The organism is Nocardia sp. CDC153 (genome assembly GCF_035818515.1).
GTDB lineage: Bacteria > Actinomycetota > Actinomycetes > Mycobacteriales > Mycobacteriaceae > Nocardia.
The window spans coordinates 449278-468382 of sequence record NZ_JAYKYU010000001.1; the positions used below are offsets into that span (position 1 = coordinate 449278).

At 68.6% G+C, this 19105-nt stretch carries 20 protein-coding genes; 13 read left to right on the forward strand and 7 right to left on the reverse strand.

What is annotated here, in order from left to right:
* The first annotated feature begins 35 nt into the window (after positions 1–35).
* The 8 genes from VMT65_RS01935 (at position 36) to VMT65_RS01970 (ending at position 7676) form a co-directional block, all read left to right on the forward strand.
* On the forward strand, positions 36–1421 hold the full coding sequence (locus VMT65_RS01935; protein WP_326307406.1) for a HAMP domain-containing sensor histidine kinase: 1386 nt from the start codon (positions 36–38) through the stop codon (positions 1419–1421).
* Between the two features lie 588 nt (positions 1422–2009).
* Positions 2010–3410: a S1C family serine protease gene (locus VMT65_RS01940; protein WP_326307407.1), complete on the forward strand. Its 1401-nt coding sequence runs from the start codon at positions 2010–2012 to the stop codon at positions 3408–3410.
* 113 nt (positions 3411–3523) lie between these two features.
* Positions 3524–4018 (forward strand): MogA/MoaB family molybdenum cofactor biosynthesis protein, encoded by a 495-nt coding sequence (locus tag VMT65_RS01945; RefSeq protein WP_326307408.1) that lies wholly within the window; start codon positions 3524–3526, stop codon positions 4016–4018.
* 86 nt (positions 4019–4104) lie between these two features.
* Positions 4105–4251, forward strand: coding sequence for a hypothetical protein (locus VMT65_RS01950; RefSeq protein ID WP_162836597.1), 147 nt, complete (start codon positions 4105–4107; stop codon positions 4249–4251).
* A gap of 304 nt (positions 4252–4555) precedes the next feature.
* Complete coding sequence (locus tag VMT65_RS01955; RefSeq protein ID WP_326306166.1) at positions 4556–5227, forward strand: MspA family porin; 672 nt, start codon at positions 4556–4558, stop codon at positions 5225–5227.
* A 60-nt stretch (positions 5228–5287) separates the two neighbouring features.
* Positions 5288–5950 (forward strand): MspA family porin, encoded by a 663-nt coding sequence (locus VMT65_RS01960; RefSeq protein ID WP_326306167.1) that lies wholly within the window; start codon positions 5288–5290, stop codon positions 5948–5950.
* A 300-nt stretch (positions 5951–6250) separates the two neighbouring features.
* Positions 6251–6931: an MspA family porin gene (locus VMT65_RS01965; RefSeq protein ID WP_326306168.1), complete on the forward strand. Its 681-nt coding sequence runs from the start codon at positions 6251–6253 to the stop codon at positions 6929–6931.
* A 64-nt stretch (positions 6932–6995) separates the two neighbouring features.
* Positions 6996–7676 (forward strand): MspA family porin, encoded by a 681-nt coding sequence (locus VMT65_RS01970; protein WP_326306169.1) that lies wholly within the window; start codon positions 6996–6998, stop codon positions 7674–7676.
* 67 nt (positions 7677–7743) lie between these two features.
* On the opposite strand, the gene mscL is transcribed toward VMT65_RS01970, so the two are convergent.
* From mscL to VMT65_RS01995, 5 genes are all read right to left on the reverse strand, one after another.
* Positions 7744–8145 (reverse strand): large conductance mechanosensitive channel protein MscL, encoded by a 402-nt coding sequence (mscL, locus tag VMT65_RS01975; protein WP_326306170.1) that lies wholly within the window; start codon positions 8143–8145, stop codon positions 7744–7746.
* Between the two features lie 148 nt (positions 8146–8293).
* Positions 8294–8941, reverse strand: a complete 648-nt coding sequence (locus VMT65_RS01980) for an SAF domain-containing protein (RefSeq protein WP_326306171.1) — start codon at positions 8939–8941, stop codon at positions 8294–8296.
* A 102-nt stretch (positions 8942–9043) separates the two neighbouring features.
* A complete protein-coding gene (locus VMT65_RS01985; RefSeq protein WP_326306172.1) occupies positions 9044–9343 on the reverse strand; it encodes an FmdB family zinc ribbon protein in 300 nt (99 codons plus the stop codon).
* Positions 9344–9413: 70 nt separating this feature from the next.
* Positions 9414–10001 carry a 5-formyltetrahydrofolate cyclo-ligase gene (locus VMT65_RS01990; protein ID WP_326306173.1) on the reverse strand — a complete coding sequence of 196 codons (588 nt, stop codon included), beginning with the start codon at positions 9999–10001 and terminating at the stop codon, positions 9414–9416.
* 22 nt (positions 10002–10023) lie between these two features.
* Positions 10024–11556 carry a purple acid phosphatase family protein gene (locus tag VMT65_RS01995; protein ID WP_326307409.1) on the reverse strand — a complete coding sequence of 511 codons (1533 nt, stop codon included), beginning with the start codon at positions 11554–11556 and terminating at the stop codon, positions 10024–10026.
* A gap of 347 nt (positions 11557–11903) precedes the next feature.
* Between VMT65_RS01995 and VMT65_RS02000 the strand changes: the two genes are divergently transcribed.
* The 4 genes from VMT65_RS02000 to sepX all read left to right on the forward strand — a co-directional run bounded on the left by VMT65_RS02000 (position 11904) and on the right by sepX (position 16131).
* The gene (locus VMT65_RS02000) at positions 11904–12842 is read left to right on the forward strand and encodes a UTP--glucose-1-phosphate uridylyltransferase (protein WP_326306174.1); all 939 of its coding nucleotides are present in this window, start codon (positions 11904–11906) and stop codon (positions 12840–12842) included.
* 47 nt (positions 12843–12889) lie between these two features.
* A complete protein-coding gene (gene glp / locus VMT65_RS02005; RefSeq protein WP_326306175.1) occupies positions 12890–14149 on the forward strand; it encodes a molybdotransferase-like divisome protein Glp in 1260 nt (419 codons plus the stop codon).
* 8 nt (positions 14150–14157) lie between these two features.
* A complete protein-coding gene (locus tag VMT65_RS02010; RefSeq protein WP_326306176.1) occupies positions 14158–14808 on the forward strand; it encodes a GNAT family N-acetyltransferase in 651 nt (216 codons plus the stop codon).
* 204 nt (positions 14809–15012) lie between these two features.
* Positions 15013–16131, forward strand: coding sequence for a divisome protein SepX/GlpR (sepX, locus tag VMT65_RS02015; protein ID WP_326306177.1), 1119 nt, complete (start codon positions 15013–15015; stop codon positions 16129–16131).
* A gap of 72 nt (positions 16132–16203) precedes the next feature.
* Here sepX and VMT65_RS02020 read toward each other — a convergent pair whose 3' ends face one another.
* Both VMT65_RS02020 and VMT65_RS02025 read right to left on the reverse strand, forming a co-directional pair.
* A complete protein-coding gene (locus VMT65_RS02020; RefSeq protein ID WP_326306178.1) occupies positions 16204–17148 on the reverse strand; it encodes a hypothetical protein in 945 nt (314 codons plus the stop codon).
* Positions 17148–17894 (reverse strand): ParA family protein, encoded by a 747-nt coding sequence (locus tag VMT65_RS02025; protein WP_326306179.1) that lies wholly within the window; start codon positions 17892–17894, stop codon positions 17148–17150. Before VMT65_RS02025 ends, VMT65_RS02020 begins: the two co-directional genes overlap by 1 nt.
* Before the next feature lie 300 nt (positions 17895–18194).
* Here VMT65_RS02025 and VMT65_RS02030 point away from each other — a divergent pair, with 300 nt between their 5' ends.
* On the forward strand, positions 18195–19100 hold the full coding sequence (locus VMT65_RS02030) for a C40 family peptidase (protein ID WP_326306180.1): 906 nt from the start codon (positions 18195–18197) through the stop codon (positions 19098–19100).
* Positions 19101–19105: the final 5 nt, after the last annotated feature.

Sequence of the window (19105 nt, forward strand, 5' to 3'; positions counted from 1 at the left end):
CCGCGCGGACGGAGGCCGTCGAACTGCGACCGCCGATGCCGTTGACCCGGTCGGTCTCACTGCGCTGGCGGGTCACGCTGCTGGCCGCCTCGGTGGTGGCCGTGGCCGTCGCCTTCACCTCGATCGCCGCCTACGCCATGGTGGCGCGCTCGCTGTACGCGGACGTGGATTCGCAACTGCGGGCGCGGGCCTCGGTGATGATCGACAACAATCTCGACAGCCTGGGCTTCCAGTCGCTGGTGTTCGCCGGGCTGTACTCCAGCGATGTCGGTGTGGCACTGGTCTTCCCGGACCAGTCGCAATACGTGCCGCCGCAGACCACGATTCCGCCCATCGGCAATCAGGAGCGCGCGGTGGCCCGCGGCGAGATCGGCTTCTCGCTGCGCACCGTCGACGATCAGCGAGTGTTGGCGCGGCGCACCCACTCCGGGTCCACCCTGGTGGTCTCGCAGCGGCTGCAACCCACCAAGGAGGTGCTCGACCGGCTGGCCTGGCTGCTGTTCGTGGTCGGTGGCTGCGGGGTCATCGTGGCGGCCGCGGCCGGAACCACCGTGGGCCGCACCGGTTTGCGGCCCATCGCCCGGCTCACCGCCGCCACCGAGCGCATCGCCCGCACCGACGACCTGACCCCCATCCCGGTCACCGGTGACGACGAACTCGCCCGGCTCACCGAGAGTTTCAACACCATGCTGCGGGCCCTGGGCGAATCCCGGGAACGCCAGCGGCGACTGGTGGCCGACGCCGGCCATGAGCTCAAGACGCCACTGACCTCTTTGCGCACCAATATGGAATTGCTCATCGCCTCCTCGCGGCCGGGCGCGCCCCGCATTCCCGACGAGGACATGGCCGAATTGCGTTCCGACGTGATGGCTCAGATCGAGGAATTGTCCACGCTGGTGGGCGATCTGGTCGACCTGGCCCGCGAGGACGCGCCCGAAACCGTCTACGAGCAGATCGATCTCGGCGACGTGGCCGAACGCGCGCTGGAACGGGTCCGGCGGCGGCGCACCGGAATCGAATTCGAGGCCACCCTGCGGCCCTGGTTCGTCTACGGCGACGAGCCCGGCCTCGAGCGCGCGCTGCTCAATGTGCTCGACAACGCGGCCAAATGGAGTCCGGAGGGCGCGAAGGTCTTCGTCACCATGCGCGAGAACGGGCGCGGGCTGCTGGAGTTCGTGGTGGACGACGCCGGACCGGGCATTCCGCCCGCCGAACGCGAATTGGTGTTCGAGCGCTTCTACCGCACCACCGCCTCGCGCTCCATGCCCGGTTCCGGGCTGGGCCTGGCCATCGTGAAGCAGGTGGTGACCAAACACGGCGGCACCATCAACATCGATACTTCCGACCGCGGCGGCGCTTTGATCCGTATCGTGCTGCCTGGAGAAGGCGCACCGCCGCGATCCGTGGTGGCGGACAACTGAAAGCTCGGCGAAAAGCAAGCACGGTCTCAGTCCACTCTCAGTCGTTCCCGCCAGGCTTGGCGACGAGACTCGAGGAGAAAACGAGAAATGACCGAGGATTCGAACCAGCGGGGCACCCAGCCCGAGGGCCAGTCCGCCCAGCCGAACCCGCCCGCGACCGGAGGCGACCAGCCCTTCGTCGCGCCCGACGCGCCTGCCGACGATTCGCCTCGAGCCACCGCGTCGGGCCTGCCCCAGCGTGACCCCGCCGGGGCTCCCGCGTCCGAGACCGGGTCCCAGCCCGCCCAGCCCTTCGACGGCTTCTCCGATCCGGCCAAGGCCGCCGCGGCCGGATCTCAGCCCGGATCTCAGGCCGCACCGGGATTCGGTGCGGCACAGGACTTTTCCGCCGGTGCCGCGCAGGCGCAGGGTGAGCCCGAGGCGAGCGGTGCGCCACAGGCCGCCGGGAACGCGCCGGGTGCGCCCCAGCCTCCGGCCGGTGCTCCCCAGCCGCCCGCGGGTTCGACTCCGGCCTACGGCGGCCCGGGTGCGCCGGGTTACGGCGTTGTGGGACAACCGGGTTCGGGCTCGCCCGATCCGGCCACCCAGATCCTGCCCGGCGCGGCCTACGGCGCGCAGGGCGGTCCCTATGGCCCGCAGAGCGGTGCCCCGGGCCCCTACGGCGCGGCTTTCGGTGGCGCACAGCCCTATTCGGAGCAGTACGGCGCGGGCCGCCAGCCGACCGAGGAGATCCCGGTCGGCACCCAGCAGTTCCCCACCGGTGCCTACGGTCAGGCGTACGCGGCGTCGGGGGCCGGGTACGCGACGGGACAGCATCCGACACAGGTGATTCCGGGCCAGCCGGGTCAACCGGGTCAACCCTACGGTGCCCAGCCCGCGCCCAAGCGGTCGGGCAGGACCGGCCTCGTCGCGGGCGCGATCGTGCTGGCGCTGCTCAGCGGCGGCATCGGCGGCGGCGTGGTCGCGCTGGTCGACCACAACAACAACACCCCCGTGGCGACCAATGCGCTCGATCAGCCGGTCGGCAAGGGCAAGGCCGAACCCGCGCCCGCGGGCTCGGTGCAGGCCGTGGCGCAGAAGGTGCTGCCGAGCGTGGTCATGATCCAGGTGCAGGGCACGCGCGCCGAGGGCGAGGGCTCCGGCGTGATCCTGTCCACGGACGGCCTCATTCTCACCAACAATCACGTGGTCAGCGGCGCGGGTCAGGGCGCGAAACTGACCGTGGCCTTCAATGACGGCTCGACCTCCCCGGCGACCGTGGTGGGCGCGGATCCGATCTCCGACATCGCGGTCATCCGGGTCAGCGGCAAGACCGATCTCAAGCCGATCGAGCTGGGCTCGTCCGCCAATCTGGCGGTGGGCCAGGGCGTGGTGGCCGTCGGTTCGCCGCTCGGCCTGGCGGGCACGGTCACCAGCGGCATCGTGTCCTCGCTGAACCGGCCGGTCTCGACCAGCGGCGAGGCGGGTTCGGTGGGCACCGTCATCGACGCCATCCAGACCGACGCGGCCATCAACCCGGGCAACTCCGGCGGCGCGCTGGTCGATATGGACGGCAAGCTGATCGGCATCAATACCGCCATCGCCACCATGGGCACCGCCGAATCGGCGGGCGCGCAGAGCGGTTCCATCGGCCTGGGCTTCGCCATTCCGGTGGACACCGCGCGCCGGGTGGCCGACGAGCTGATCAAGAACGGCAAGGCGACCTACGCCCAGATCGGCATCACCGTGAAGGGCCAGGACGACGCGAACGGCGCGCGCGTGCTGGACGTGTCGCCCGACGGCCCGGCCGCGAAGGCGGGCATCCCGAAGGGCGCGATCATCACCAAACTCGATGACCAGATCGTGGATTCGGGCAATTCGCTGATCGCCGCGGTGCGCTCGCACCGTCCCGGCGACAAGGTCAAGGTGACCTACACCGACGACCAGGGCAAGAACCCCAAGACCGTCGAGGTGACCCTCGGCGAGGCGACCTCGGAGGGCGGCCGATGATGATTCACGGCAGTACACACTCGCGTACCGACCGCGAAGCGGTACCGACGATCCGTGTCACAGCGGACGGGGGATGGGAGCTGTTGTCGGACAAGGACGCTACGGTGAGCACCATGGAAATCGATTCCGCAGTGGCGGGCCGTGCTCTTGTCGTGGTCGTCGACGACCGAACCGCCCACGGCGGGGTGGACTCGCTGGGTCCGCTGGTCACCGAACTACTCACCGAGGCCGGATTCCTGGTGGACGCCTCGGTGTCGGTGGCCGCCGACGAGGTGGAGATCCGTAATGCGCTCAATACCGCCGTGATCGGCGGCGTCGACCTGGTCATCTCGGTCGGCGGCACCGGAATGTCGCCGCGCGATGTGACCCCGGAGGCCACCGAGGAGGTGCTGGACCGGGTGCTGCCCGGCATTTCCGAGGCGCTGCGTTCCTCCGGTCTGGCCTCGGGTTCGCTGGACGCGGGCCTCTCGCGCGGTCTGGCCGGGGTCTCGGGCAGCACGCTGGTGGTGAACCTGCCGGGTTCGCGCGCCGCGATCCGCGACGGCATGGCCACCCTGGGCCCGCTGGCCAGCCGAGTGATCGATGAGTTGTCCGGTCTGTCGGAATGACCGACGCCGAAAGTTCTGATCCCGCCGAACCGACAGGTTCCGCGGAGAAACCCCGTCCGGCGCAGCGCCGGGCGGGGTCTCGTCGTTTGACCCCCGCCGAGCGAGCCCGCCTCGCCCGCGTCTTCGGTGACGAGCTGCCGTCCACGACCAAGGACGAGCGCACTCCCGAACCCGAATCCGGCCGATCCTCCGATGATTGGCTGCGCTCCCAGGTCCCGCCGCACCACGGCTGAGGCCTTCTCGACACATTCCTCACCGACTATATGTCGGCGCTGCCGCATGCCTATTCGCGCACTGACATTGGTATTCGCTAGAGAATTGCTACTTACACGCTTGTGGTTCGCGACGCCATGTTTACGAATTTGTTGCCATTGAGTAGCTGCTGTGGTTAAGGTCTCCATCGGGTCAACAAAACTACGGCTCCACCAAGTTTGAGAAGCGTGCTTGAACGTTGCTCGAGGGTGGAACTGCCGTGCCGTAGTGACCGCTTCAGCCCCGGTGGTCGGGGTTGTCCGCAGAAAAACTGATGAGGGAAACATGAGCGAGAACCGGACTGCCGGTTTGCGTCGCGCCGCCCGTATTGCGGGTGTGGGCGCGGCGGCTTCCGTGGCCTTGGGCCTGATGTCCACCGGCGCGGCCAACGCCGACACCTTCGTGCCGCTGCCGGACGGCCACAAGGCCGGACCGGGCGTCACCATCGACCGTCTCGGCGAGCACGCCGTCATCTCGCCGTCGCTGTCGGCGAACGGCGCGGGCCGCACCGCCTGGCTCTCGGGCAAGGTCGTCGCCACCGTGGACACCCCGGACGGCACCGTCGGCCCGAACAACGGCCCGAAGAACGGCCCCGGTTCGAACAACTCCTCGACCCACGGCACCTCGCAGATCAACACCGGTTACATCATCGGCTGCCAGGTCAACATCTCCGATTCCGCCGTTTCCGCGGGCGTCTCCGGCGGCGTGAGCCTGACCGGCGCCAATGCCGGTGGCTCCATCGGTCTGAACCTCGGCCCCGGCCAGGTGACCTTCGTCCAGGTCAACTCCAAGGACATTCCGAAGTCCGGCACCTACTCCATCGATTACCGGGATGTGCCGGTCGACGTGCAGGGCTGCGCGGGCTACGCCCAGGCGCGCGCCTACACCGTGGTCGAGATCATCGGCGACAACTACTCGAAGACCACCCTCTACGGGCAGCCGTTCAGCCTCGGCTGACGTGTGGTCACCACTCGATTCATCTCTCGCGTAAGCGAATTCGACCCTAGAGGGAAAATCATGAACGTTCGCAAGACCATGGCGCGGGCCGCCGGGATCGGCGCTGTCGCCACCGCCGCCCTGGGCCTGTTCTCGACCGGCGCGGCCAACGCCGACACCTTCGTGCCGCTGCCCGGCGGTTCCATCACCGAGACCATGGACGACGGCACCGTCGTGACCATCACCATGACCGGCGAGTCGGCCAACATCAACCCGTCCATGGGCGCCACCCCGCTGCACCGCAACGCCTGGGTCTCCGGCTCCGCGCAGGTGCACGTGTCCGGCGGCGTCGGCGGCAAGATCGTGCCCGGTTACGTGGTGGGCTGCCAGGTCAACATCGCCGGTGGCGGCGCCAACGGCGGCCCGAGCGTGGGCGCCAACTACGACGGCTCGAGCCCGAGTGCCGCGGCCAATGTCGGCGGCAACCTGACCCTGGGCCCGGGCCAGTCCAAGGCCTTCTACCTGCTCGATCAGGAAGCGGCGGACGACTACGGCAGCGAGGCGCACTACGTGCGCAACAAGTTCAAGGGTGACTCGGGTTCGGTGACCTGGTCGGACGAGACCATCAACCTGAACGGCTGCGCCGGCTACGCCCAGGCCCGCTCGTTCGTGGCGGTCCAGGTCGAGACCGACAACGTCATCTCCTCCTACACGCTGTGGGGTCAGCCCTTCAGTCTCGGCTGATCCAGTTTCCGCTCAGCGGATATCGAAGGGGCCCGGTGCGATTCGCACCGGGCCCCTTTTGCTATTCATAGCATTCTCGACATACCTGCGGGTTTGTGCGGAGTGGTAGGCGATCTCGTTCGCTCACGTCTCAAAGCTCACAGCGGTGATGTAAAGTGCCCTGCGTCGCTACACAAATGCACTTTGAAAGCAGTAACACGGTGGCAACAATGTGGCGGCAAACTCCACTGGGGATTCCGCAAGGGTCCCATTTCAACCTCGGTGGTCGAGGTTGACCGCAAGAACCTGATGAGGGGAAGTATGAGCGAGAACCGCACCCACGGTCTGCGCACCGCGGCCCGTTTTGCGGGCATCGGCGCGGCCGCGGCCGTGGCCATCGGCCTTATGTCCACTGGTGCCGCTAATGCCGACACCTTCGTGCCGTTGCCGGACGGCCAGAAGGTGAACCCGGCGGGTACCGTCACGATCACCCGTACGGGCGAACACGCCATCGTGTCGCCGTCGCTCGCTGCCAACGGTGCCGGCCGTGTGGTGTGGGTGAGCGGCTCCGCCTCCGCGGTGATCACCGATACGCCCGAAGGCACCGCGGGCCCGAACAACGGCCCCGCCGGTGGCGCCGGCACGAACAACTCGTCCACGCACGGGATTTCGCAGATCAACACCGGCTACATCGTCGGCTGCCAGATCTCCATCGGCGAGGACGCGATCTCGGCCGGTATCTCCGGCAGCGTCAGCCTGAACAGCGCGGGCGTCGGTGGCTCCATCGGCGTCAACCTCGGCCCCGGCCAGGTCGCGTTCGTCCAGATCGACTCGAAGGATGTCCCGAAGGCGGGCACCTACTCGGTCGAGTACCGGGACGCCGAGATCCAGATCCAGGGTTGCGCGGGCTATGCCCAGGCGCGTGCGTACACGGTTGTCGAGATCATCGGCAACGACTACTCCAAGACCACGCTCTACGGTCAGCCGTTCAGCATCGGCTGAGTGGTCTCCGCCCGCCAAATCCTTTCTCGCGTAAGCGAAATCAAACCCTGAGGGACAATCAGAAATGAACATCCGTAAGACCGTGGCGCGGGCAGCCGGTGTCGGTGCCGTCGCAACCGCCGCTCTTGGCCTGTTCTCCACCGGTGCGGCCAATGCCGACACCTTCGTGCCGCTGCCGGGCGGCGAAATCACCCAAACCCTTTCCGACGGAACCGTTGTCACGGTGAAGCTGGTCGGAGAGTCCGCCAACATCAGCCCGTCGATGGGTGCCACCCCCGTGCACCGCAACGCCTGGGTCTCGGGTTCGGCGCAGGTCTCGATCTCCGGTGACACCTCCGCCACCGGCGGCAAGATCTTCCCGGGCTACGTGGTCGGCTGCCAGGTCACCATCGACGGCGGCAACGTCTCCGGCAATGCCAGTGGCGGTGTCAGCTGGGACAACTCGGGTAACGCCACCCCGTCCGCCAGCGGCGGCACCGGCGCCAACCTGACGCTGGGCCCGGGTCAGGCCAAGTCCTTCTACGTCCTCGACGAGGAAATGGCCGACGACTTCGGCAAGGAAGTCCACAAGACCCGCAACAAGTTCACCGGCAACAGCGGCTCGGTCACCTGGTCCGACGAGACCATCGGCCTGAACGGCTGCGCGGGCTACGCGCAGGCGCGCTCCTTCGTGAGCGTCGAGGTCGAGACCGACAACGTGATCAGCTGGGTCACCCTGTGGGGCCAGCCCTTCAGCCTCGGCTGATCTGATTCGCGGTTGAGTCCAACGGGCCCGGTGCTTTTCGCACCGGGCCCGTTTGCGTTCCGGCCCTTCAGATCTCGTGCTTGCCGCCCGCGCTGCGTTCGGCCAGCAGGTCCCGAATCTGGTGCAGCAGTTCATTGTCCGACAGGGCCGCGTCCTCCGGATTGGTGAACCGCGCCTTGGCCTTGTTGGCCGGGATCACGATGAGGAAGTACAGCAGCGCCGCGATGATCACGAAATTCAGCGCCGCGGTGATGATCGGCCCGACGGCCACGAAGGTGGCGGGCTTGTCGGCCACCAATTGGAAGCCCAGGCCGTGCGCGTCGTGCTTGCCGAACACCGCCAGCAGCGGGGTGATGATGCCGTCGCTGAAGGCGGTGACAATGGCGACGAACGCGGTGCCCATGACCACGGCCACGGCCAGGTCCACGACATTGCCGCGGAGCAGAAAATCCTTGAAACCCTTGAGCATTGCCGAAACTCCTCTACCTGAGGGATCGAACGCAGAGTTGGTGGGGAATACGGCGATGCTAGTTCACCGACCCGTCAGTTCCGTGCAACGCGGTGCCGTCGGTTCCGTGCAACGCAGCGCAGCAGGTTCCGCGCAACGCGGTGCCGGGTCAGTGGAAGACGACCGTCAGCGCGCTGCGTAGCGAGGCGGCGGCCACCGCGGTGGCGCGCCGGGAATCCAGCGCCACCAGCACCACGCGGTCGGTGCGCCCGCGCGCGTTCTCTGCACCCGAGACCAGCACCACGGCCGCGTCGGCGGCCAACAGCCGGGCCGGACGGCCGTTTCCGCCCGAATCCTCGCCCGCCACCACGTCGACCCGGTCCCCGGCCCGCAGAATCTCGGCAACGGCATTGTCCGCCAACCGAATCGGGACGATGCGCGCATCGGTTGCGTGCGCCGCCACGGCCGCCAGCCGCGGACCCAGCACCCGCAGGTCGGTGAGGATCTCCCCGGCCGCCAGCGCGCCCGCCAGCGTGGCCCCGCGCAGCTTCGTGGCGTCCCGGACCGTGCCGGCGGGCAGGGTGGCGGTCTCGCGCGCGGCGGGCCGCAGATCGCCATCGCCCAGCACCTGGCCGGGGGCGAGATCGTGCGCGGCCACCAGCACCTCGGTGTGCCCGGCGCTCGGATCGGCGCGGACGGCCAGCAACAGCGCCAGCACGAGCAGCGCGACCGCCCCGGCCCGCCGCAATAGCACCGTGTCCGCCCACGCGAGGCGGCTACGGAACTCCTGCAGGGCTGCTCGGAACGGTCGCGTCATGCGGGCAGCGTACGGCCGCCCGGAAAGCAACACGCCCGGGCGGGAGCCCGGGCTGTGGATAACTGAGAGGGTGTGGAATTTCGCCTCGTCGGCGGGCGGGTGTCAGGCCGCCGAGGTGGTGCTGGGAGTGCTCGACGCGGTCGAGGTGGCAGCGCTCGATGAGCTCGACGAGCCGTTGTCCGAGCCGGTGGACGCGGGCTTGGCGGGCTCGGAGGAGGTGGAGCCGTTGCGGGAGTCGGTGCGGTAGAACCCGCTGCCCTTGAAGACGATGCCGACCGAGTTGAACAGCTTGCGCAGCTTGCCGTTGCACTGATCGCAGACGGTCAGTGCGTCATCGGAGAAGGACTGCACGATGTCGAACTTGTTGTCGCACTCGGTGCATGCATACGAGTAAGTAGGCATCGGGAAACCTCCACGCTCTTCGTCGAATTAGCACTCTACAGCTGGCAGTGCCAACGCTGCCAATCGGGTGTCAATTCCCGATGTGATCTTCCAGCCGTCGCAGCCCGCCGAACGGGGTCAGTACCCATCCCATTCGATGGTCGTGGGGCTCCTCCGGCAAACGCGCCACGAGTTCATCGTCGCGCACCACCGCGACCAATCGCGCATCGGCGCGGCACGCACTCAAACTGCGATCGTAATAACCCGCGCCGCGGCCCAATCGGACTCCCCGCTCATCGACCGCCAATGCCGGAACGAGAATGGTGGCGGCCATTGCGATCCCATTCGCGACCGGCGGGCCCTCGGGTTCCCGCAGCCCGAAGCGGCCGCGTCGCAAACCCTCCGGTCCGGTGTACTCGGCCCACGCCAGGGGACCCGGCTCGCCGGTGAGCGGCAGCAGCACGCGCGCACCCGCCGCGCGCAGCGCGTCCAGCATGGCGAGCGAGCCCGGCTCGCCACCCACCGGCACGTAGGCGCAGACCCAGCCGTCCACCCCGAGCGCGGCGACGCCCGCGGCCAGCGCCGCCGCCTCCCGCTCCCGGACCTCCGCCGTCAGCGCCTTGCGCGCCGCGAGGATCTCCGCCCGCCAGCTCTGTTTGTCTCGCTCGCCGACCGTCACGCTCCCACGATAGGGAGCGGTGTCAGCGGTCCGAACGCGGGCGGGTGAGGGTGAAGGTGTCGACGGCCTTCAGCTCGCTGGTCGGTCCGGTGAGCGCGTAATAGGTGCCGGTGATGGTGGTGTTGCCGCCCGGCTGGCCGGGATCCACGTCGAAAGAGCAGAAGCCGTAAGGGTGTTCGGCGTCCTTGAACGCCGACCAGGGCGCGTCCTCGAGGACGTACACCGGGGCCTTCTTGCCGGTCGCCGGGTCCAGCTCGCCGACGGCGGTGATGACCCGGCACTTGTCGCCCGGGAAGAAGAGCTGATTCGACGGCGCGGAGGTCCCGCCGCCGCCGATCACCAGGTGCACGGTGCCCTTGGAGGTGTCCACGACGTCCTTGCGGGTGTCGACGGGCTTGGGGGTGAGGGTCTCCGATCCGGTCACCCCGCGCACGGGATGCGAACGCTCGTAATGGTGTTCGTGCCCGCAGAGCACCAGATCGACCTGGTACTTGTCGAACAGCGGCAGCCAGTCCTGGCGGATGCCGAGGTCCGCGCCATTGAACTTGTCGGCCGAGGAGATGGCGACCTGGTGCATGAACACCACCACCCAGTCGATGCCCCGGTCCGCCCGCGCCTTGGCCAGTTCGCCTTCCAGCCAGCGCTTCTGGGCCCCGCCGGAGTACCCCTTGACGTAGGTGTTGCCGCCGTCCTGCAGGCAGATGTCGTCATTGGCGACCGCGATCACCCGCACCCCGCCGACGGTGAACGAGTACCACAGCCCCTTGGCGTGGTCCTCGGCCCCGGCGTCGGGCACCGTGAAGTAGGTCTGGAACGCCTGGTATCCGATGGGCCCGTTGCCCGCCTCGTTCTCGTGATTGCCGGGCGCGGGCATCCACGGCCGGTAGCGGGCCGAGCGGGAGTTGTTGGCCCACCAGTCGTTCCAGGTGCGAATGCGGTCGGTGGCGATATTGGCGTAGCAGAGATCGCCGTTGACCAGATTGAACAGCGGGGCCAGCGATTCCACCGCGGAGGTGACGTCGCCCGCGTACTGGGAGCCCAGATTGTCGTTGAGGGCCTTGCCGTCGACGATCTTGCCCACGGTCGGGGTGCCCTGGTCGCCGAAGCTGGTGAACCGGAACTTGGCGCGGCCGACCGGTGCGGTGCGAATGGTGCCGAGTTCGGGCGGCGCGCCGTCGTGTCCTGCGGCGTAGACGTAGTCGGTGTCGGGGGACAGGCCGGTGATGCGGGCGTGGTGGGCCTGAATCTCGATGCCGGACTTGGCATCCCGGTAGGTGCGGGTCTCGGCCTGGACGCTCTTGCCGAAGCCGGAATCGGCGGTGCCGTAGCGCACGGTGGGCTTGGTCACCGAGCCGGTGGTGTGCCAGCTGACCACGACCTCGCGCCCGGCGTCGGCCCCGAACTGCAGGTGCAGGCCCGAAACCCGCGGCGCGGCAGCGCGATCCGGACTGGTCACCAATTCGGCCGAGCGCGGCCAGGCCGCACCCGAGGAGCCATTGCCGCGCAGCGCCACCGCACCGCCCGCGCCCACCGCGAGCCCGGCCAGTCCGGCCATCGCCGACGCACCGAACAACCGGCGGCGGCTGAGCCCGCGTGCCGGGTCCGGGGAGCTCACCGCCGCCGGGTCGGGCGAGTTGGGGGCGGGCGTGGCGGAATCCGCGCTGGATTCGGGGCTGTGGGGATCCTCACGGTCGGTCATGGGTGTCAGCTAACTAGCGCTGGGTACGACGGAGGTCACGGCGCGGCGAACACGAAATGAAATGAACAGGTCGGTCTCCCAGTTGGCCCTCGGTCCGGCGTTCGGTGCGCCCTCGCGGCTCCGGACCCTTAGGCTCTCGGGGATATCGAGGGCGGCCTCCGAGCCACCTCGGGGGCAGATGACGGATGGATAGGGTGAATTCCATGACAGCTAATGGCGGCGGAACCGAGGCTTGCTTCCGCACCGCGGTGGTTCCCGCGGCGGGGCTCGGCACGAGGTTCCTGCCCGCGACCAAGACGGTGCCCAAGGAGCTGCTACCGGTGGTCGACACCCCGGGCATCGAATTGGTCGCCGCCGAGGCCGCGGAGTCCGGCGCCAATCGGCTGGTGATCGTGACCTCCCCCGGAAAAGACGGTGTGGTCGCGCATTTCGTCGAGGATCTGGTGTTGGAGAGCACCCTCGCCGAGCGCGGCAAGTTCCATCTGCTGGAGAAGGTGCGCAAGGCCCCGGCGCTGCTGGACGTCACCTCGGTGGTGCAGGAGGAGCCGCTGGGCCTGGGTCATGCGGTGGCACAGGCGGAATCGGCGCTCGACGACGACGAGACCGCCATCGCGGTGCTGCTGCCCGACGATCTGGTGCTGCCCTCGGGCGTGCTGGAGCTGATGGCCAAGGTGCGCTCCACCCACGGCGGTTCGGTGCTGTGCGCCATCGACGTGCCCAAGGACCAGGTCAGCGCCTACGGCGTGTTCGACGTCGAGGAGCTGCCCGACGGACCCAAGGACGTGCTCAAGGTCAACGGCATGGTCGAGAAGCCCGCCGTCGAGGAGGCGCCGTCCACCTTCACCGCCGCGGGCCGATACCTGTTGGACCGCGCCATCTTCGACGCGCTGCGCCGCATCACGCCGGGCGCGGGCGGCGAACTGCAGCTGACCGACGCCATCGCGCTGCTCATCGCGGAGGGCCATCCGGTGCACGTGGTGGTGCATCGTGGGTCGCGCCACGATCTGGGCAACCCGGGCGGTTATCTTCGTGCTGCGGTCGATTTCGCTTTGGAACGCGAGGAATACGGCCCCGCCCTGCGCGAGTGGCTCGAGCAGCGGCTCGGGCCGGGCTGGAACCCACAGCTGACCTCGTACGAATAGACCTCGTACGGATAGACATCGGTGGGCGAGACATACGGAAGGGCGGCATGCGCTCGGTTGAGGATCAGCAGATCAAGGTGACCGCCGCGGCTGTCGCGCCGCGGCCGGTGCGGGTCGCGATCAGCGAGGCCCAGGGACTGCTGTGCGCCGAAGACGTGGTGACCGAACGACCGCTGCCGGGCTTCGATCAGGCCGCCATCGACGGATACGCCGTCCGCAGTGTGGATGTGGCGGGCGCGGGCGCGAACATCCGCGACGAGGATGGCAATTCGGTGGACCTGAGCCTGCCCGTGGTGGGCGAGGTGGCCGCCGGTTCGCGCCAGCCCATTCGCCTGCAGCCCCGCCAGACCGTGCGGGTGGACACCGGCGCGCCGCTGCCCACCCTCGCCGATGCCGTGCTGCCGCTGGAGAACACCGACGGCGGCCGGGCCCGGGTGAAGGTCTACGAGGCGGTGCGTTCGGGCGATTACGTGCGCCGCATCGGCGACGACGTACAGCCCGGCGATCTGGCCGTGCGCGCGGGCACCATCATCGGCCCGGCCCAGGTGGGCCTGCTGGCCGCGGTCGGCAAGGACAAGGTGCTCGTGCATCCGCGCCCCCGGCTGTCGGTGCTGTCGGTGGGCGGCGAGCTGGTCGATATCGACCGCACCCCCGGACCGGGCCAGGTCTACGACGTGAACTCCTATTCGCTGGCCGCCGCCGCGCGCGACGCGGGCGCGGACGTGAACCGGGTCGGCATCGTCAGCTCCGACCCGAAGCGGCTGCGCGATGTGGTGGAGGGCCAGCTGGTGCGCTCGGAGGTGGTCGTGATCGCGGGCGCGGTCGGCGGCTGGGCCTCCGAGCAGGTGCGCGAGGCCCTCGAGGGCCTGGGCGACCTGGAAATCACCCGGGTGGCCATGCACCCCGGGTCGGTGCAGGGCTTCGGCCTGCTGGGCCGCGACGAGGTGCCGACCTTCCTGCTGCCCTCGAATCCGGTTGGCGCGCTGGTGGTTTTCGAGGTCATGGTGCGGCCGCTGATCCGCATCGCGCTGGGCCGCCGCCACCCCATGCGCCGGGTGGTGCGGGCGCGCACCATCCTGCCCATCGCCTCCATTCCGGGCCGCCGCGGCTATCTGCGCGCCCAGCTCATGCGCGACGAGCAGACCGGCGACTATCTGGTGCAGCCGCTGGGCGGCCCGAACGGGGCGTCCTCGCATCTGCTGGCCACCATGGCCGAGGCCAACAGCCTGATCGTGATCGATCCCGACGTCACCGAGGTGCGCACCGGCGACGAGGTGCGGGTCGCCTTTCTGGCCCAGCGAGGGTAGGCGTGGACATGAACGTCTTCCGGAGTGCGCAGCACCCGGGGTGGCCGGCGCATCTGGGTCCGGTGCGGGTGGCGGCGGGCACCGTGACCCTGCGGCCGATCCGGCTGCGCGACGCGTCGGCGTGGAGCCGGATTCGCATTCGCGACAAGGACTATCTGGAGAAGTGGGAGCCGACCGGGCGCGGCCCGTGGGAGGCCCGCAATCACTCCAGCAACTGGCCCGCGCTGTGGTCCTCGCTCAAGGCCGAGGCGCGGCGCGGGGCCATGATTCCGTTCGTCATCGAGGTGGACGGCGCGTTCAGCGGTCAGCTCACGGTGGGCAATATCGTGCGTGGGGCACTGCGTTCGGCGTGGATCGGCTACTGGGTGTCGAGCGAGCTGAGCGGGCAGGGCGTGGCGACCGCGGCGCTGGCGCTGGGACTGGATCACTGCTTCGGGGAGGTGGGCCTGCATCGCGTGGAGGCCACCGTGCGCCCGGAAAACCTTGCCAGCCAGGCGGTTCTGCGCAATGTCGGCTTCCGGGAGGAAGGTTTGCTGCAGCGTTACCTGGATGTGGACGGGGCCTGGCGGGACCATCTGCTGGTGGGGATGACCGTCGAAGAGGTCTCGGGAACCGTGGTGGACAGGCTGATTCGCGCGGGACGCGCCGCGAAAGCCTGATAACTCGCTGTGCACTGTACAAGCGCGGTTTCCTGTCCGAAATCGTGTGACTAGTGTTGCGGGTGTGGTCGGCGCGCCTTGGGGGAATATCCCTGCGGTGGACTTAACCTACGGACGTCGGTGGTGCGTCCGCCTACCAACGGGTAGGTGCTGCGGGGCACGTCGAAAGGACAACGATCTGGGCTGGACGGAGGTGTGACGGCAATGCCGAATTCGATCTTGTGGATCGGTTTGGTGGTGCTGTGGGTGTTCGTCCTGTTCCCGATGCTCGCCAACCGTCATCCCCGAATCCGCCAGCACACGGACGCCGCCCTGTCCACGCGGGTGTTGCATCGTGGTGGCGCCAAGCGACGCACCAGGAAAGGTCCGGCGACCGGACACGAGACCGACCCGGACTACGTGCCGGTTCGTAGGAAGCTTCAGCACCCGAGCGAGGATCCGGAGGATCGGATGACCAGATCGGACGATAGCCCCGCCGCATCGGACGAGAAGGACGTCGAGACCGAGGGGTTCAGTGACGAAGCCCAGGTAAGCGCCGAAGCGCACGAGTCCGAGGGGGATTCGGCAGAGGGGGCCGGCGAGACGCCGGACAGCACCGAATCCGATTCCGAGACAGTGGAATCCGAGTCGGAATCCGAAACCGTCACCGCCGAGCACGAATCCGAGCCCGAGGAGATCGAGGAGGAGCCCGAGCCGATCGCGGCCGAAGACGAGCCGATCGCCGCGAAGACCGAACCAGCCGCGCCGAAGACCGAGGCTCCCCGGCGCGCCAGCCTCCCCGCCCTGCGCGCACCCGACCCCGAACCGGAGCCCGAAACCGATTCCGAGGACGAGGATTTCGTGCCGTCCCGCCGCGGCCGCGGCGGTTTCGACCCGGAGGCCGACGCCGCCGCCCGCGCGGCCCGCTACACCTTCCGTCAGCGCGCGAGCCTGGGTCTGGTGCTGGCCACCCTGATCCTGGCCGCCGCCGGTTTCGCCATCTCCCCGGCGCTGTGGTGGCTGTGCGCGGTGTCCGGCACGGCTCTGGTCGCCTATCTGGCCTACCTACGCAGGCAGGTGCGGATCGAGGCGGATATTCGCCGCCGCCGGGCCGCCCGGACGGTACGGAGGCGTACCGACGAGGCCGAGGCGGCGGCTCCCGCTCGCGAACGCCAGCGCCCGGACCGCGAACAGACCCGCACCCAGTTGCGCCGCGCGGTGCTGGTGGAGCCCGACGACGAGGATCCGCTCTTCGAGCATCTGGAACTGTTCGACGCGGCCGAGGCCCGCGCGACCCGCCAGCGTGCCACCGGCGCTCGCGAACGCCGGGCGGTCGGCGAGTAGGAGACACGAAAGGAGAGGGGCCCCGATGCGAATCGGGGCCCCTCTCCTTTTCCGCTGTCGAGCCGCTCCGACTCAGCCGGGAAGCTGCCGTTCGATGAGTTCGGCGAGAGTGCGGAGCTTGGCGGCGAATTCACGGGCCGCGACCGGATGATCGGTGGAGCCCTTCACCACCTTCTGGGTGAGTGCGGCCAGCCGCGTCTCGACCGAGCTGAACACATCCGGGGTGTGCGACTGCTCCTCGACCAGATCGCCGCGCAGCCACGCCTGCAGGCGCTGCACGACCTCGCGCTCGTCGTAGTCCGCGGGCAGCACCGCGACGGCCTCGCGCAGCTTGCCCGCGGTGACCTTCACATCGGCGGCCAGCGTGGTGTACACGGTGACCGCCGCCTCCTCGCCGTGGGCCGCGGCCACCGGCAGCAGCTCCCGGATCTGTCCCTCGTTGATGGCGGGCGCGACCGGATGCAGTCGCGCCGCCAGCGGCCAGGCCCGAATCAGCTTGTGCGCGTAGGACCGCTGCATGTCCCACCGCTTCTCCACGTACTCGTCGAAGGTGGCGTGGTCGGCGCGGTAGAGCCGTCCGTCGCGCACGATCTGCAATGCCCGCCCGGCGGTCCAGAAGGCGATCCGCAGGGCATCGATGGAGGATTCGCAGACCTCGAGCTGATCGGCCTCCGAGCGGCTCAGCGGCCCCTCGCCACCGGTGGTGGGCAGCGGCAGATCGAGCACCGAGGTGACCGGTTCGGGTGCGGCGGGTTCGGGCGGCACCGGAACCGGCTCGACCGGAACGGCTTTCACCCGCGGCCGCGCCGGTGCCTCGTCCTGCTCCGGCGGCTCCGCGACCGCCACCGGTTTCGGCGACATGAGGACCGCGGTCGCGGCCTTCGAGAGTTGCGGCGTGCGCGGCCATTTGGCGTCGCGCAGCGGTGACACCGGGGGAGTGTGCTCGGCCTCGTCGGAGAGCGGGTTGCGGCCCAGGCCGCCGCCACCGATGGAACTCTTGCGGCGCTGCGGTGGCATCAGGCGGACACCTCCGCCGGAATACGGGCCAGCTCGGCGGCTTCGATATAGGGGCGGATCAATTCCTCGCCGACCGCGTGATATTCGCCGAGATCCTCGATGGGATTCTCGGCCCCGTCGCCGACCTCGCCGTCCGCGGCCTCGCGGTACCACTTCCACGCGCTCACATAGGCGTCGAACACGTCGTATCCGGCGTCCTCCAGATTGCCGCGCTGGGTGCGGTATTCGGTGGAGACATTGACGCCGTTCTTCATGGTGACCGGAACCTTCGTCATCAACACCCGCACGCGAATGGCGCGATCCTTTTCCGCGGCCGCCTCTTCCGCGGCCCGATAGGTACTCGGCACGCGCTTGACTTCCGACGGGCTCACGCTGGTGACGAGAATGAGTTCGTCGCTCACCGGGACCGCGGCCTTGAAGATATCGGCGGATTCACCGCCCGCGTCGACGATGATCACGTCGTAATTCCCGGAATTGTCGGTGATGCAGTCGTTCACGTGCCGGGACGGGAAGGCGAGCAGTTCGAAGGGAATCTCGACCTCGGCCTTCTGCAGGCGTCGATACCAGGAGTACCCGGTCTGGCTGAGCGGGTCGGCATCGATCACGAGTACTCGAAGGTTGTGCACGGTGGTGAAATACGAGGCCAGGAAGAAGGCGGAGGTCGTTTTTCCCACGCCGCCTTTGAGATTCCCCAGCGTCACCACGAGCGGTTCGGGAAGATTCGGTAGCACACCGGATTCGGTCATCGATCATCCTCCTGATGATGGGGAGGGCAGGTTTTTCCGTGAATCAGTCTCACACGCGCGGGCGTCCGCGCCCGTGAGGGCTCGCGCGAAAGTCGTGGAATTCGAGCGAAATCGGCTGTGTCCAATTGGACACAGCCGTCAATGGTTACCGTTTCGTAATGAATAACACGCATGTCATTCGTTGCACACCATGCACTTCGGGCGAAATATGCAATTTCGGATCTGCTGGCAGTACCGAACTTCGCGTGTGATGGACGGAAACCGAATAGCTTTCACGGCTTGATCGGAGGACGACCGCTCATGGAATCGATCGGTGATAGACAGAAGGTTCGTGTTCTACCGCGGCTGAGCCTGCGGGCCCTGGTGACAGGAGTCCTCGGCGCGGCGGCCATCGGAGCCGCCCTGCTGTTCACGGCGGGCGAGGCGCATGCGGCGCCGGTGACGGTCCCCGGGATCGGTGAGATCCAGATCCCGAACGAGATCGCCACCCAACTCGGAATTCCGGTTCCGGCACAGGAATCCACGGCTGGGGAAGCCGGGGATTTCCGTCCCGTGACGAATCCCGAGGCGGATGACCGGATTCCGGGTGTGGGTGAGGCGGACGCCTCGCGCATGGTCGCGATCCCGGAACGGGTCGCCATCGCCCCGGCCGACTCGACTCAGGATTCGATTCCGGTGCAATCCCTTTCGCCGGAGCCCCTGCGTCCCGCGACCCCGGCCCCCGCGCCGGAGGCCCGCTCGGTGGTGATCGCCGGGCTCGGCAGCTTCTCGGTCCCGGCGGCGCTGCCCCCGCTGGTCGGCATTCCGGGCGTGACCGACGCGTCGGCCGTGCCCGCGCCGATGCCCGCGGCCATGCCCAAGCGGACGACCGGACAGCGCGCGCTCGACGCGGCCCGCAGCAAGCTCGGCGCGTACTACCGCGCGGGCGGCAATGGACCGGACTCGTTCGACTGCTCGGGCTTCGTGCAGTGGTCCTATCGCGAGGCCGGAGTCGAGTTGCCGCGCACCAGCTATTCGCAACTGGCCGCCGGAACCCCGGTGCCCCTGGACGATCTGCAGCCGGGCGATCTGGTCTCGTACTACGGCGGCGGCCATTCGGCCATGTACCTCGGCGACGGGAAGATCATTCACGCCAGCGACTACGGCTCGGGCGTGACGATCTCGCCGCTGAACAATATGCCGGTGACCGGAGCCCGGCGCTTCTGATCGGA

What these genes read in the sequence shown, in the direction of transcription:
- VMT65_RS02025 (WP_326306179.1), bottom strand. Translation starts at nt 17,894, where the DNA reads ATGACCGAATCCGGTGTGCTACCGAATCTTCCCGAACCGCTCGTGGTG.
- VMT65_RS01985 (WP_326306172.1), bottom strand. Translation starts at nt 9,343, where the DNA reads ATGCCTACTTACTCGTATGCATGCACCGAGTGCGACAACAAGTTCGAC.
- VMT65_RS02020 (WP_326306178.1), bottom strand. Translation starts at nt 17,148, where the DNA reads ATGCCACCGCAGCGCCGCAAGAGTTCCATCGGTGGCGGCGGCCTGGGC.
- VMT65_RS01945 (WP_326307408.1), top strand. Translation starts at nt 3,524, where the DNA reads ATGGAAATCGATTCCGCAGTGGCGGGCCGTGCTCTTGTCGTGGTCGTC.
- VMT65_RS01960 (WP_326306167.1), top strand. Translation starts at nt 5,288, where the DNA reads ATGAACGTTCGCAAGACCATGGCGCGGGCCGCCGGGATCGGCGCTGTC.
- VMT65_RS01970 (WP_326306169.1), top strand. Translation starts at nt 6,996, where the DNA reads ATGAACATCCGTAAGACCGTGGCGCGGGCAGCCGGTGTCGGTGCCGTC.
- VMT65_RS01935 (WP_326307406.1), top strand. Translation starts at nt 36, where the DNA reads ATGCCGTTGACCCGGTCGGTCTCACTGCGCTGGCGGGTCACGCTGCTG.
- VMT65_RS02000 (WP_326306174.1), top strand. Translation starts at nt 11,904, where the DNA reads ATGACAGCTAATGGCGGCGGAACCGAGGCTTGCTTCCGCACCGCGGTG.
- mscL (WP_326306170.1), bottom strand. Translation starts at nt 8,145, where the DNA reads ATGCTCAAGGGTTTCAAGGATTTTCTGCTCCGCGGCAATGTCGTGGAC.
- VMT65_RS01980 (WP_326306171.1), bottom strand. Translation starts at nt 8,941, where the DNA reads ATGACGCGACCGTTCCGAGCAGCCCTGCAGGAGTTCCGTAGCCGCCTC.
- VMT65_RS02010 (WP_326306176.1), top strand. Translation starts at nt 14,158, where the DNA reads ATGAACGTCTTCCGGAGTGCGCAGCACCCGGGGTGGCCGGCGCATCTG.
- glp (WP_326306175.1), top strand. Translation starts at nt 12,890, where the DNA reads ATGCGCTCGGTTGAGGATCAGCAGATCAAGGTGACCGCCGCGGCTGTC.
- VMT65_RS01965 (WP_326306168.1), top strand. Translation starts at nt 6,251, where the DNA reads ATGAGCGAGAACCGCACCCACGGTCTGCGCACCGCGGCCCGTTTTGCG.
- VMT65_RS02030 (WP_326306180.1), top strand. Translation starts at nt 18,195, where the DNA reads ATGGAATCGATCGGTGATAGACAGAAGGTTCGTGTTCTACCGCGGCTG.
- sepX (WP_326306177.1), top strand. Translation starts at nt 15,013, where the DNA reads ATGCCGAATTCGATCTTGTGGATCGGTTTGGTGGTGCTGTGGGTGTTC.
- VMT65_RS01995 (WP_326307409.1), bottom strand. Translation starts at nt 11,556, where the DNA reads ATGGCCGGACTGGCCGGGCTCGCGGTGGGCGCGGGCGGTGCGGTGGCG.
- VMT65_RS01955 (WP_326306166.1), top strand. Translation starts at nt 4,556, where the DNA reads ATGAGCGAGAACCGGACTGCCGGTTTGCGTCGCGCCGCCCGTATTGCG.